Origin of the sequence: Xanthomonas sp. LF06-19, assembly GCF_034105425.1 — a bacterium.
In the GTDB taxonomy this organism is placed as follows: domain Bacteria; phylum Pseudomonadota; class Gammaproteobacteria; order Xanthomonadales; family Xanthomonadaceae; genus Xanthomonas_A; species Xanthomonas_A sontii.
This window is the reverse complement of the sequence record NZ_JAXGGH010000010.1, coordinates 76,893-89,876: the sequence shown is the minus strand read 5'-3', so window position 1 is coordinate 89,876 and position 12,984 is coordinate 76,893. Positions and strand designations below refer to the sequence as shown.

At 64.0% G+C, this 12,984-nt stretch carries 11 protein-coding genes and 1 pseudogene; 7 read left to right on the top strand and 5 right to left on the bottom strand.

Annotated elements, in window-relative coordinates; translation table 11 throughout:
* The first annotated feature begins 12 nt into the window (after positions 1–12).
* From SLW55_RS18565 to SLW55_RS18550, 4 genes are all read left to right on the top strand, one after another.
* Entirely contained in the window at positions 13–2,121 is a 2,109-nt protein-coding gene (locus tag SLW55_RS18565) for a methyl-accepting chemotaxis protein (RefSeq protein ID WP_320745532.1), read from the top strand.
* A 223-nt stretch (positions 2,122–2,344) separates the two neighbouring features.
* Positions 2,345–3,250 carry a hypothetical protein gene (locus tag SLW55_RS18560; protein ID WP_043094003.1) on the top strand — a complete coding sequence of 302 codons (906 nt, stop codon included), beginning with the start codon at positions 2,345–2,347 and terminating at the stop codon, positions 3,248–3,250.
* Positions 3,251–3,963: 713 nt separating this feature from the next.
* Positions 3,964–4,419 (top strand): hypothetical protein, encoded by a 456-nt coding sequence (locus tag SLW55_RS18555; protein WP_267096322.1) that lies wholly within the window; start codon positions 3,964–3,966, stop codon positions 4,417–4,419.
* A gap of 598 nt (positions 4,420–5,017) precedes the next feature.
* Positions 5,018–6,280, top strand: coding sequence for a lipase family protein (locus SLW55_RS18550; protein ID WP_320695369.1), 1,263 nt, complete (start codon positions 5,018–5,020; stop codon positions 6,278–6,280).
* 300 nt (positions 6,281–6,580) lie between these two features.
* Here SLW55_RS18550 and SLW55_RS18545 read toward each other — a convergent pair whose 3' ends face one another.
* Positions 6,581–7,282, bottom strand: coding sequence for a DUF2306 domain-containing protein (locus tag SLW55_RS18545; protein ID WP_320745531.1), 702 nt, complete (start codon positions 7,280–7,282; stop codon positions 6,581–6,583).
* Positions 7,283–7,555: 273 nt separating this feature from the next.
* Between SLW55_RS18545 and SLW55_RS18540 the strand changes: the two genes are divergently transcribed.
* Entirely contained in the window at positions 7,556–8,383 is an 828-nt protein-coding gene (locus SLW55_RS18540) for a restriction endonuclease (protein WP_320745530.1), read from the top strand.
* Between the two features lie 173 nt (positions 8,384–8,556).
* Complete coding sequence (locus SLW55_RS18535; RefSeq protein WP_295911596.1) at positions 8,557–10,110, top strand: AAA family ATPase; 1,554 nt, start codon at positions 8,557–8,559, stop codon at positions 10,108–10,110.
* Between the two features lie 100 nt (positions 10,111–10,210).
* Here SLW55_RS18535 and SLW55_RS18530 read toward each other — a convergent pair whose 3' ends face one another.
* The 3 genes and pseudogenes from SLW55_RS18530 to SLW55_RS18520 all read right to left on the bottom strand — a co-directional run.
* Positions 10,211–10,582 (bottom strand): type II toxin-antitoxin system RelE/ParE family toxin, encoded by a 372-nt coding sequence (locus SLW55_RS18530; protein WP_295911598.1) that lies wholly within the window; start codon positions 10,580–10,582, stop codon positions 10,211–10,213.
* A 3-nt stretch (positions 10,583–10,585) separates the two neighbouring features.
* Positions 10,586–10,909 carry a type II toxin-antitoxin system Phd/YefM family antitoxin gene (locus SLW55_RS18525; RefSeq protein ID WP_295911712.1) on the bottom strand — a complete coding sequence of 108 codons (324 nt, stop codon included), beginning with the start codon at positions 10,907–10,909 and terminating at the stop codon, positions 10,586–10,588.
* Between the two features lie 27 nt (positions 10,910–10,936).
* Positions 10,937–11,218: pseudogene (locus SLW55_RS18520) on the bottom strand (HigA family addiction module antitoxin); the annotation flags it as partial.
* Positions 11,219–11,472: 254 nt separating this feature from the next.
* On the opposite strand from SLW55_RS18520, the gene SLW55_RS18515 reads away from it, so the two are divergent.
* Entirely contained in the window at positions 11,473–11,805 is a 333-nt protein-coding gene (locus SLW55_RS18515) for a hypothetical protein (protein ID WP_010341478.1), read from the top strand.
* A gap of 101 nt (positions 11,806–11,906) precedes the next feature.
* On the opposite strand, the gene SLW55_RS18510 is transcribed toward SLW55_RS18515, so the two are convergent.
* The gene (locus SLW55_RS18510) at positions 11,907–12,965 is read right to left on the bottom strand and encodes a virulence RhuM family protein (RefSeq protein WP_320745529.1); all 1,059 of its coding nucleotides are present in this window, start codon (positions 12,963–12,965) and stop codon (positions 11,907–11,909) included.
* Positions 12,966–12,984: the final 19 nt, after the last annotated feature.

The window sequence follows — 12,984 nt, the reverse complement described above, 5'->3', positions numbered from 1 at the left end:
TCCCCCGATCCCATGCACGTCCTCTCGAATCTGCGCATCGGCCAGCGCCTCGCACTCGGCTTCCTTACCCTCATCGTGCTGATGGTCCTGCTCACCGTGGTCGGCATCCAGCGCGTGCACAGCATCGACCGGCGGCTGACCGCGATCAACGAGGTCAACAGCGTCAAGCAGCGCTACGCGATCAACTTCCGCGGCAGCGTGCACGACCGCGCCATCGCCCTGCGCGACGTGGTGCTGCTGGACGATGCGGCCAGCCGCAAGGCGACCGAGCAGACCATCGACAAGCTGGCCGGCGACTACGCGCGCGCCGCGCAGCCGCTCGATGCCTTGCTCGCCGTCTCCAGCGACGCCCAGGAGAAAACCATCCTGCAGCGCATCCAGGGCATCGAAGCGCGCACCATGCCGCTGATCGCGCAGGTGCGGCAGCTGCGCGATGCCGGCGACACCGTGCAGGCGCAGGCGCTGCTGCTGCAGCAAGCGCGCCCGGCCTTCGTCGACTGGCTGGCCAGCATCAACGCCTTCATCGACCTGCAGGAAGCCAAGAACCGCCAGGCCGCCAAGGAAGCGATGGCCACTGCGCGCGGCTTCGCCCTGCTGATGGTCGGCTGCACCGTGCTGGCGCTGCTGCTGGGCACGCTGATCGCCCTGCTGCTGACCCGCCGCGTGGTGCGGCCGCTGCGGCAGGCGCTGGGCCTGGCCGAGCGCATCGGCGCCGGCGACCTGAGCAGCCCGGACACCGTCACCACCCGCGACGAGGCCGGGCAGTTGCTGCGCGCCATGCAGCAGATGCAGCGGCGCCTGCACGAGGTGATTTCCGCGCAGCGCGAGATGGCCGCGCGCCACGACGCCGGCGCCATCAGCTATCGCATGGATGCGCAGCGCTTTCCCGGCGAGTACGGGCGCATGGTCGCCGACACCAATGCCCTGGTGGATGCGCACGTGCAGACCCAGCTGCGCATCACCGAGGTGATGGGCCGCTACGCCATCGGCGACCTTAGCCAGGACATCGCCCACTACCCCGGCGAGAAGGCCGCGATCACCGCGGCGATGCAGCAGGTCAAGCAGAACCTGCACGCGATCAACGTGCAGATCCAGACCCTGGCCGAAGCCGCCTGCGCCGGCAACTTCGCCCACCGCGGCCAGCCGGAGAAGTTCGAGCACGCCTTCCGCACCATGGTCGAGAACCTCGACACCATGATGGCCACCGCCGACGCCAACCTGGCCAAGCTCTCCGCGCTGCTGCGCTGCATCGCCGACGGCGACCTCACCGTGCGCATGAGCGGCAACTTCCACGGCGTGTTCGCCGCCATGCGCGACGACGCCAACAGCACCGTGCACCGCCTCACCGACATCGTCGCGCACATCCAGCGCACCACCAACAGCATCGGCTTCGCCGCCGAGGACATCGCCAGCGGCAACCAGGAACTGGCCAAGCGCAGCGAGCAGCAGGCGGCCAGCCTGGAAGAGACCGCCGCCTCGATGGAGGAACTGACCTCCACGGTGAAGCAGAACGCCGAGCACGCCCAGCGCGCCAACCAGCTGGCGCTGGGCGCGGCCGGCGTGGCCAGCGAAGGCCGCGACGTGGTGGGCCAGGTGGTGGCGACCATGGACGGCATCCAGGCGGCCTCCAGGCGCATCGCCGACATCATCGCGGTGATCGACGGCATCGCCTTCCAGACCAACATCCTCGCCCTCAACGCCGCGGTGGAAGCCGCACGCGCCGGCGAACAGGGCAAGGGCTTCGCGGTGGTGGCCGCGGAGGTCGGCACGCTCGCGCATCGTTCGGCCGGCGCCGCCAAGGAGATCAAGACCCTGATCGACGACTCGGTACAGCGCGTCGCCCACGGCGCCACGCTGGTGCACCAGGCCGGCGCCACCATGGACCAGGTCGTAGCCAGCGTGCAGCACGTCACCGACCTGATGGGCCAGATCTCCGCCGCCTCGCACGAGCAGGCCAACGGCATCGCCCAGGTCAACCAGACCATCGCGCGCATGGACGAGACCACCCAGCAGAACGTGGCGCTGGTGGAAGAAGCCAGCACCGCCGCGCGCTCGCTGGAGGAGCAGTCGGCGCAGCTCACCCAGGCGGTGGAAGTGTTCAAGGTCGGCGCCTACGTCTGATCCACGCGCACGGCGGCGGCCGTGCCGCTTCGGTTCGTCCCGCCGGCCGGCGACGGTGGTCGGCCGGCAACCCAGCGCGTGAACGCCAGGTGTCGGCCGGTGCCGGCCATCGCATCGGCTGCCATGGCCGTTGCCGGCGCAAGCGGTACGATGGCGGCCTCCCACGTTCGCCCCCTCCCCGGAACCGCATGAAGGCTGGCCTCCCCGACGCCGCCGCGACGGCATGAGCCGCGCGTCGCACCGCGCGCCCGTCGCCGCCGAGACCCGCAGCGAACGCTGGCAGCGCTGGATCGCCTGGCTGCTCAGCGCGCTGCTGCACGTGCTGATGGCGCTCGCCCTGCTGTACGCGGCCAAGCCCACCATGTCCACGCCGCAGGGCGCGGCCGGCGGCAGCCGGATCCGCGTGGACTTCCTCGGCGACAGCGACAAGCCGGCGAAGCCGCTGCCGCCCAAGCCCAGCCCGCCGCCGGCGTCCGCCGCGCCCAAGCGCACGCGCGCCACCACCACCGTGCAATCCACCCTGGTCGCCCAGTCCGACGACCCGGTGCCGCCGCCCGATCGCGTCGACACCCCGAAAGCGGCGGACACGCCCACGCCCGCCCCGGTGCCGCAACCGCGTCCGGCACCGCCGGCGCCCACCCCGCCCGCGGACGCCCCGGCGCCGAGTCCGGCGCAGACCGCCGACAGCAATCCGCCGCCGCCGACCGAGCGCCGTCCGCAGACCTGGACCGGGCGCCCGCCCGGCGCGCTCGACACCGACACCGCGCCGGACAACAGCGGCCTGGCCGCCGGCCCCGGCAGCCGCGGCAACCGCCACGACATGGACGCGGCCCAGCCCAGCCTCGAAGTCGGCGGCTACCTGGTCTATTACGACCTGGGCAGCGAGAGCCAGCTGCGCACCTGGCAGCAGCAGGGCATGAAAGAGATGTTCATCCTGCTGCCCGGCACCGAGTACCGCATGGTCTGCCCGCTGGAAATCGCCCTGACCCGCGGCTCCGGCAAGTGCCGCGCCCTGCCGCCGGACTCGCCGGAGCTGAAGAGCATCGGCGACGCCCGCCAGGTCATCACCATGCTGCAGGTCTACCACCAGGGCGAACTGGTCTGGCGCGGGCCGGGGCCGTATCGCTGAGTTGCTGTGAGCGGGCGATCGGTGCGTCCACCCTCGCTGCAGTCGGGACTGAAGTCCCTCCCACAAGGAGCGGCGAGCCTTCAGCGCGGTGGTCAGCATTCGTTGGAGACGCAGGCTTCATCCCTGCGGAATGGCTTCAGCCGCGACGAGCGAAGCCGTCGGCCGATCCGACATCCCTGCGGTCGGGACTGAAGTCCCTCCCACCGTAATCCTCCGACGAGGCGGGCGCCGCACCTGTGGGAGTCAACTGTCATGCAGCCGCGACGCGTGGAGTGGTGTGCTGTCGGATGGCGCAATGCGTGGGGACTGAAGTCCCTCCCACCGTGATCCTCCAGCGAGGCGGGCGCCGCACCTGTGGGAGCGGCTTCAGCCGCGACGAGTGAAGCCATCGGCACATGCGGGGTTCCATTGCGATCGGACTGAATCCCTTGCCACGCGATTGCCCGCTTTCCGCGCTGGCGGCATGCTGGACAACACAGCGAGCGGCGCCGCTACCGTCGGAGCGGTTCCATCCGCGACCCTGCGGCAACGCGGAGCGAACGCGGCGCAGCGCCCGACGCCCGAAGCGGCTGCCCAGCCAGCGCCCTCACGCCCGCTTTGCATTCGCCGCCGGCACCGTTGCTAGAGTCGGCCCGCGCCGCCGCGGCCGCCTGCCCCCCGATTTGCAGGTCCCGCAAAACCCGGCGTCTTTCCTCCATTGAAGGAGTCTCGACATGCCCTGGAAATTCCCTCTCGCAACGCTCGCCCTCGCCGCCGTCGCGCTGCCCGCGCTGGCCCAGTCCGACCGGCAGGTGGTCGAGGACATGCTGACCCGCTCGGCCAACGTCTGCCCGGGCCATAGCACCGACCGCACATCGCCGGCGGTGAAGGCCGTGCCGGTGGGCGCGCTGCGGGTGATGCTCGATCGCGGCCTGGTGATGTGCCCCGACCGTCGCCTGGACGCCACCGCCCCGGCCGTGTTCTACGGCAGGCTCGGCGTGTTCGCCTGGAACCCCGAGGTTCCCGCCGGCGCGAGCGTGATCGTCAAGCAGATCGATGCGATGACCCGCAAGGACGAGTATCCGTCCGACACCCTGGTGTGGGATGCCAAGGGCACCGCGCTGAAGCAGCAAACGGTGCCCGCGTTCGAACCCAAGCCCGGCGCCACCGTGCTGTACCAGGTGCGCTGACCCCGTTCCGCTGGCTCGCGCGCGGGCCAGCAACGTCGATCGCAGCCGGCGGCCCGCAAGGTCCGCCGGCTTTTTTATGCCGCAGTGCGAATTCCATCGCGACCGCGCACGGCGACAGACAAGACACGCCGTGACGCGCACGACGTCGATGATGTCCTGCTCCTGTCCTTGCGCCGCCCACGCGTTTCGTGGCGGCGGACAATATCCGGATCATCTGGCGCGATTATCTATCGCCAACCTCCGATTATCTTGAAATCAAGATTATTGACTTCTGAAAAGTCCGCTTCAGAAACGTAGACAAATTCCTGTGACGTGCACGCAGCCAGCCGAAACAGCGGAGTTCGGCTGGATTCGCGCGAAACCATGCGGATCTTTCATCCTTTCCTCGGCGCCACTGTGGCGCAGCGCACGCCGCAGCATCGACGGATCTCGGCATTATCCAACGCGATGTGTCGTGAAATTCCGTCAGGCGCGATGCGAATCAATACCGCAGCTAAATATTATCTCGGCGTGTCGCAAAAATAATGCGGACGACATAGTAGCGTTTGCGCCCTCCCCCACCCCCCGGGCGACCGGGATTCGACACGAGGATGTTTCCATGGCCACACAGCGGAATCGGCTGGCGCTGCGCGCACTTTCCCTCATCGGCATCGCGGGCGCGTTGTTGCCCATCGCCGCCACGGCGGCACCGGCGCGTGGCACCGTGCTCAAGAGCAGTGTCCTGACCAGCTACACCCGTCAGGCGATCGCCACGCTGCTGGCCAACGACCAATCCCCTGACCAGGCCAAGTGCGACGTACGCGTGGCCGAGTTCACCTACGCCACCATCGGCGTCGATGGCGAACCCACCACGGCGTCGGCCGCGCTGCTGGTGCCGGGCGGCAGCCAGTGCCCCGGTCCGTTCCCGCTGGTGAGCTACAGCCAGGGCACCGAGTCGCAACGCCGCGCCGAGCAGGCCAAGGAGATCCGCGACGACAAGGGCGACGACACCATGGTCACCCACCTCGCCACCCAGGGCTACGTGGTGGTGAGCAGCGACTACCTCGGCATCGGCCAGTCCACCTACGCGTTCCACCCCTACCTGCACGCCGCGTCCGAGGCCAGTGCCACCATCGATGCGATGCGCGCCGCGCGCCAGGTGCTGCAGCGCCTCAACACCCCGCTGTCGGGCAAGGTCATGCTGACCGGCTTCTCGCAGGGCGGGCATGCCGCCATGGCCACCCAGCGCGAGATCGAAGCGCACCTGTCCAACGAATTCAACCTGGTCGCCAGCGCACCGATCTCCGGCCCGTATGCGCTCAGCCAGACGTTCCGCGACAGCTGGAGCGGCCGCAACGCCGTGGGCGAGAACACCTTCGGCATCGTGCTGGCCAGCTACGCCATCGTCGGCATGCAGCACACCTACAAGAACCTCTACCTCGACCCGTCGCAGGTGTTCCAGGATCCGTGGGCGAAGAAGGTGGAGAAGCTGTTCCCCGGCAACCAGAGCCTGACCGACCTGGTGCTCGGCGACACCCTGCCGGGCGTGGACAAGATCCGCCAGTACTTCCAGCCGGGCTTCTACAAGGACTTCGCCAGCAACGCCAACGACCCGTTCCTGCGCGACCTGGAGCGCAACGACCTGCTCGACTGGGCGCCGCGCACCCCGACCCTGCTGTGCGGCTCGGACAACGACGCCACCGTGCCGCTGAAGAACGCCACCACCGCCATCGCCGCGTTCAAGGCCCGCGGCAGCCACCAGGCGACCGTACTCGACCTGGGCACCGGCAAGCCCAGCGACAACAGCGCGCTGGAGCACCTGGCGACCGAAGACGCCTGCGCCGTGGCCGTACGCCAGCAACTGTTCGACACACTTCGCTGAGGTCGCGGCGGACGACAACGCAGGCGCACTCCCTCCCCCGGCGCCTGCGATCGTCCGTCCCGCTGGCTGCCACGCCTGGGCGCAGGCGTGGCAGCGTTTTTCCGTGCGGTGCGGACACGGCCTGCTGTGCGAGGCCGTCGCCGATCGGCGACGAGGACGACCGCGCGTTGTACGCAGCGACGCGACCGTGGGCAAGCGGACGTTGCCGACAACGGGCTCAGGTAGCGGGCTGACGGCAGAGCAGCGTGGCGATGCCGCAGCGGCATTCGCACGCCGCCACACATTCCCGAACGCCTGACATCATCCCGCGCCCAGATCGGCACCACGCGGCGACATCGACACCTGCTTTCGTCGGCCCCGCGCATCGGCGAGCGCGCGGCCCACGCCATACACCGACAGCGGCACCACCCAACTGGCCCACAGCAACAGCGCGATCAAGCCCGGCGACGGCGTCATGCCCAGACCGATCGCCGACGGCAACGACACCCGGAACACCACCGGCGCCAGCGTCGTCAGATAGGCCCGCACCATCCAGCGCTGGTGCCGCAGCACCTGCCCGCGCCGGATCGCCATCAGTCCGACCGACCCGGTCACCAGCCACGCCAGCGCCGTCGCCGCGAACGCCACCCGGATCGCAAACGGCGCCGGCGAGGTCGCGATCAGCCCGACCGCCCCGACCATCGCCACCACCATCCCCGCGAAATACGCCCGCCCCACCCAACGATGCAACCGCGGCCAGCGCCGCCACCGCTGCGTCGCGAACTGCAGCGCCCCCAGCAACAGACCGACCGCCCCGCCACCGAAATGGCACCACAGCCAGCCGCGCCGGGTCAGGAACATCGCATAGGCCGGCGACTGCAGCGAGGCGTACTTCAGATAGACCGAATGCACGAACTCGGTGGCGCTCAGGGCAAGGGCCAGCCAGAGCAGCCACCACGCCAAACGCACGACCGGCGTGGTGCGTGGTGGCGCCAGTTGGCGGCGCGTCGGCTCGCTATTCATTCCCTGCCCCAACGCTGCGCCGGACCATCGGCAGCGCGACACTAACATGGACGTCTCGGCGCCACGGAAGGCGGCGACGGGCGGCGGACAGGCGCGTCCGAGAACACTGCCGCACACGTCGCTTCGCCGATCGGCACAGGCGATCCGGCTACCGATCGCGACGCCGCCACCCAGCCTTAAATGCAAATCGCGTCTCGTTTTGTAGACGACACAGTTAACAGTACAGACATCTGCCGCACACAGGTCTATGGTCGATCCGGGGACGGGGGTCGCATGGGACGCAGACAGGGGAAAACCGGATTCGACGCGCTGGCGGCACTGCCGTGGCCAGTGGGAATCATGGCCGGCATCGCCGGCTTCCTCGCCGTGCGCGACGGCATCCCCTGGTGGTTCTCCCGCCACGACGGCGCGCTGTCGCAGGCCATCGCCCAGCAAGCGCAAGGCGCATTCGCGCCCCTGGCGTGGATCCTGCTGCTGCTCTGCTGGATCGCAGCGCTCGCCTCATTCCTCAAGGCGCGGCACCGCCGCCGCCTGCTGGACACCCGCACGACCCTGGAAAGTCTGGCCGCCGGCGGCTGGCACCAGTTCGAACGCCTGGTCGGCGAAGCCTTCCACCGCCAGGGCTACGCGGTAGAAGAAACCGGCCTCGGCGGCGCCGACGGCGGCATCGACCTAATCCTGCGCAAGGACGGCCGCCGCACGATAGTGCAATGCAAGCAATGGAAGCGGCAGCAGGTCGGCGTCTGCGTCGTGCGCGAGATGTATGGATTGCTGGCACATCACCAGGCCGATGCGGTGAAGATTGTTTGTGTTGGTAGCTTTACATCAGATGCCACCCAGTTTGCACAAGGAAAGCTTCTTGAACTGATCGGCGCAGAGAATCTCCTGAGAATGATCCAGGCAACGCAACGCGTTAGCGCTGCGCAAAGCTATGCCAAATCACAGATAGAACCCGATCTTGTGAAGATGGGGGTTACCGCCAATCCAACTGCGCCTATATGCCACCGATGGGGAAGCGCAATGGTACGTCGAATCAATAGGCGTACAGGCAAGGGCTTTCTTGATTGTAATGAATTTCCAAAATGCAGAGGATCCGCTTAGATGAAACTGGACCACCGCTCTTTTGTAAAACAAAAATTTGGGCGAATTCAAAAGTGGATTCAACAAACTTTCGCAAAGTGATTTCATGCTAAATGTAAAATCTACTTTTTGAAATCTTCCAAAAATACAATTTTATCGAATCTTTTTAAACATAATTTTCAATGGCGTGATAAATGAAATATCGAGAAAGCCAAACAGACAAAGAACTTAGGTCATGGTTTGCAAATGATCTCAGCAAGGCACTTCTACGAAAAATATACCTGCAAGCAGGAAAACTTCGCGGAATAAGCTCGTTAGACCTTAACTTTGATTACCCCATAACAGCAATCGCCGGAGTGAATGGTGCAGGGAAGTCAACAATCCTAGCAATGGCGTGTTGCGCATATCATAACCGCAGCAAAGGCTTTAAGCCGCCTCGTCGGAAAACAACCTATTACACTTTTTCTGATTTTTTTGTTCAACATGTAAATGAAATTGCTCCACAAGGCGTAGACATCCGATATCAGATAGCTTATGACAAGTGGAAGCCCACACCTCATCTTCCAGAGGGTAAAGGCTTAGCTTGGCAGAAAAGATGGAAAGCCAAAGGTGGAAAATGGAATAATTATTCCGACAGGGTATTTAGAAACGTCGTTTTTCTTGGAATTGAAAGAATAGTCCCTCATAGCGAGCGCAGTCAATCCAGATCATATTCAAGGTCATTCAAAGACGTTCCTCAAAAAGGGTGGGAATCTAAAGTCAAAGATGCGGTAGGCTATGTCCTTGGAAAAAATTATGATCAGTTCAGGTATTTGGAACATACGAAATATAGCCTCCCAATTGTTCAATGCAACGGCGTTACTTATTCTGGCTTCAACATGGGAGCTGGTGAGAATGCGCTTTTCGAAATATTTTCAAACATGTACTCGGCAGGAGAAGGCGCGCTTTTAGTAATGGATGAAATAGAACTTGGACTACACGCTCGTGCCCAAAAACTTTTTATGAATAAGCTCAAAGAAGTGTGCAAAGAAACAAAGACACAGGTGTTATGCACAACTCATTCCAAAGAGATATTTGAATCGTTGCCGGACGACGCACGATTTTTTGTTGAATCAGTCTCCGGAAAAACCAAGGTTACGTCAGGAATGTCGGCCGAATTTGCGTTCTCCAAAATGGGGAACAAAACGCCCCCTGGCGCCATCATTTTTGCGGAAGATGAAATTGCACGATCAATAGTACAAGCAATCCTACCTGCCAACATACGATCACGAATTGAGATCTGTGTAATAGGTTCCGCCTCAGCCCTTTCGCGCCAACTCGCGGCATCATATCTAAGAAAGGAAGCCACGCCGGTAATTGCAATATTTGATGGCGATCAACGCATGAAAGAGAAGGACAATTTAAATCACGCCGCCAAGATGGCTGAAACTAAAATTCAGACCATCTCTAAATGGTTCGGCGAACATATATCTTACTTGCCCGGGGCTATATGGCCAGAGTCATGGATGATTCAAAAGTGTAAAGATATTCCAGCCGCAGTCGCCATCGCGCTGAACACTGAAGAGGGAGAAATACCTGAAATCATGGAATATGCGCTACAAGCTGGAAAGCATAAAGAATTTTATGAAATATCCACGCACGTAGGATTGCCTAAGGATCAGTGCATGGATAGAATTTGCAGCGTAATTTCTCATCATTTCTCAAATGAATTTGATGAACTGAGAGATAAAATAATTAACTTATTTTAACAGGGATCAGAGCCTGAGGTATCCCCACGTTTTCTGAAGGGGCAACTATCTGGTTGAGGACGTGTTCGGAAATCGGGGTGGGAGTTCAATAATTGCATCTTCACCCTCGGCTCCACAGCCCAGCGAAATCGAACGAAAGCTGCCGGTCGTGGCGGATGGAGAGCAGATACACGGTGGTGGATGCCTCCGTCACCGTGTACAGCATCACGTAGTCGCCGTGCTGGTGGATGCTCAACGCATCCGGCGCTCCCGCCGGCAATGCGGCCAGTTGCGCCAGCGCCTCGGCTGATTGCGGCGGAGTGTCCAGGTAGGGCCGGCCGATGCGCGGGAAACGCCGCAGGTTCGGGATCACGGCCGCCCGCGATTCGGCGAGCAGGTCATCGAAGGCCGCAGCAGCATCAGCGTCCAGCAGAAACGCTTCGATCGCGTCGAGGCACGCGATGAAGCTCTCCGTCAGTTCGACGCGATGCAATGGTCAACCCAACTTCTTGGTCGCGCGCTTGCCTGGGCTAACCCCATCGGGTGTCTTGATCGCCGCGCGCCGCTGCTGCAGTTGATCGATTGCGCCATCGGCATCGACCGTGCGGCAGGCGGCGACGTCGGCCAAGCTGCGCTTCGCATCGTCGAGCAACAGCAGATGGATGCGCTCGCGCTCGAGCCGGTGGTAGTAGTCCAGCCGGTCGGCGTCGATCAGCGCGACGTAGCTCTCGCCGTTCTTGGTGATGATCTTCTCGGCGCCGGCCTTCGCCTGGTCGGCCAGTTCGGAGAGATTGGCGCGCGCCAGGGTGACAGACTCCACGTTGGTAACGGAAAAACCCGTTGGTACCAGCCGCTTGATCCGCTCCGGAAAGTCACCAAGCAAGCGACGCGCCTCTTCCAGTTCGTAGTCCGCCTGCAGACTCAGCCAAAAGCGTTCGGTCGTGCCCAACGCCGCAGCCAGGCGCACGGCGGTGTCGGCGGTGATGCCTCGCTTGCCCAGCACGATTTCGTTGATCCGGCGCGGCGGCACGCCGGTGACGCGGGCAAGTGCGTTCTGACTAATGCCCAGCGGGACGAGGAACTCGTCGCGCAGCACGTCGCCAGGATGGATGTTGGGCAAGGAGGCCATGACAGGATGCCTGAATTGGTGGGTCGGCGATGGCGACCTCATCCAGCGACCATAACGGCGCCCGTCATACGACGCAATCCGTTACGGCGTTGCGCAAGGCCCCTCTGCTCAAGTGTTGGAAGCACGCCAATAACGCGACGCGGCGGCGGATTGGGGCGAGCCTGCGCACGATGGGGAACTCCTCCCCATTCTTGACCTCCCATACATCCAACCCATCGCATCCTCGCCCCGATTCCAACACCGGAGGCGGGGACATGACGAAGTGGATGGGGGCGGCGCTGGCCGCGGCGATGCTGGTGACCGGCTGCGCCCGGGTGGAGGGCGAGAAGTTCGTCGGCCACTGGGTCAACGTGGAGTCGAAGGACGACACGATCGACATCGAGCGCAACGGGGAGTCGTTCATGGTGCGCAACACCACCCCGCGCTTCTTCACCCGCAAGCCCAAGACCGAGAGCTACCCGGCCATCTACAAGGACGGCGTGCTGCAGGTGACCAACGACGGCGAGACGGTGAACTTCGCCATCGACGAGGCCGATGGGCACCTCAACACCGGCAGCGACGAGTACCAGCGGGTTCCGGCCAAGTAGTCCTGCGACGTCGAGCCCGGACCCCGGGCTCGCCTGGCCTGCGCGCATCGGAAGGTTGCTGCGGGCCCGGCAGTTCGCCGGTTCCCGGGACGCCGCTTCGCTTACTCGCCAGTGGGACCCTTGGTCCGCGTGGATCGGCGCTTATCGCTCTCGAGCGCTTTCAGCTTGCGCGTTGCCTCTTCGAAATCGCGCTCTACCGGCGACGGTTCTTCCAACGTGCGCTGTCTGTAACGAGCGAACTCGACCTTGGAAAATTCCAGCGCCTGTTCGCGGCCGATGCGGCCGGCATGCGTCAACACCTCGCGGTCGCTCAGGCGCAGGAAATCGTCCAGCTTGGCGATCCAAGCGTCCATGGTCATCGGCCTGCGGTTCATGGCCTGCAGCTCGGCGAACTCCAGGTAGGCGGTGACGATGCGGTTCAGTGCCTCCAGTTCCTCCGCATTCAAGTAGCTCTTGGCGACGACCGCATCGGACGCGCGCGGCGCGGCGCCCACCCAGTTGGTCATGCCGCTGTGCGGCTTGCTGGCATCGGCGCGCTCCATGAGCAGTTCGGCGGCGGTGTGGCCATGGGCTGCCCAGTGCATCTTGTTCTGCACGGTGGCGAAGAAACGCTGGCTGGCCTCGGCCGACGGGTCGTAATCCACGCTGGTGGCGTAGATGTCCAGCACCTTGCGCCAGAACAGCTTCTCCGACGAGCGGATGTCGCGGATGCGGCCCAGCAGTTCTTCGAAATAGCCATCGTCAGGCCCGCGCTTGAGCCGCTCGTCGTCCAGCGCGAAGCCCTTGACCAGGTACTCGGACAGCCGCGCCGTCGCCCACTGGCGGAACTGGGTGCCGCGCGCGGAGCGGACCCGGTAGCCGACGGCGAGGATGGCGTCGAGGTTGTAGTGCCTGAGGTTCCGGCGTACCTCACGCGTCCCCTCCTGGCGAACTTGTAAGTAATCCTTACATGTTGCCTCTTCACGCAGTTCGCCCTCCTCGTAGATCGTTCTGAGGTGCTGGGTGACGTTCTGCGGGGTCGTCTGATACAGCTCCGCGATCTGCGCCTGCGTCAACCACACCGACTCGCCTTCCAGCCGCACCTGGATCCGCGTCTGCGCATCCTCGCTGCGATACAGGATCAATTCCGAGGTGGGGGCGTCCTTGTCGTCGCTACGCATGCCGGCTCCTGATGCGGTT

What these genes read in the sequence shown, in the direction of transcription:
- SLW55_RS18550 (WP_320695369.1), top strand. Translation starts at nt 5,018, where the DNA reads ATGGCCACACAGCGGAATCGGCTGGCGCTGCGCGCACTTTCCCTCATC.
- SLW55_RS18560 (WP_043094003.1), top strand. Translation starts at nt 2,345, where the DNA reads ATGAGCCGCGCGTCGCACCGCGCGCCCGTCGCCGCCGAGACCCGCAGC.
- SLW55_RS18515 (WP_010341478.1), top strand. Translation starts at nt 11,473, where the DNA reads ATGACGAAGTGGATGGGGGCGGCGCTGGCCGCGGCGATGCTGGTGACC.
- SLW55_RS18540 (WP_320745530.1), top strand. Translation starts at nt 7,556, where the DNA reads ATGGGACGCAGACAGGGGAAAACCGGATTCGACGCGCTGGCGGCACTG.
- SLW55_RS18545 (WP_320745531.1), bottom strand. Translation starts at nt 7,282, where the DNA reads ATGAATAGCGAGCCGACGCGCCGCCAACTGGCGCCACCACGCACCACG.
- SLW55_RS18510 (WP_320745529.1), bottom strand. Translation starts at nt 12,965, where the DNA reads ATGCGTAGCGACGACAAGGACGCCCCCACCTCGGAATTGATCCTGTAT.
- SLW55_RS18535 (WP_295911596.1), top strand. Translation starts at nt 8,557, where the DNA reads ATGAAATATCGAGAAAGCCAAACAGACAAAGAACTTAGGTCATGGTTT.
- SLW55_RS18565 (WP_320745532.1), top strand. Translation starts at nt 13, where the DNA reads ATGCACGTCCTCTCGAATCTGCGCATCGGCCAGCGCCTCGCACTCGGC.
- SLW55_RS18555 (WP_267096322.1), top strand. Translation starts at nt 3,964, where the DNA reads ATGCCCTGGAAATTCCCTCTCGCAACGCTCGCCCTCGCCGCCGTCGCG.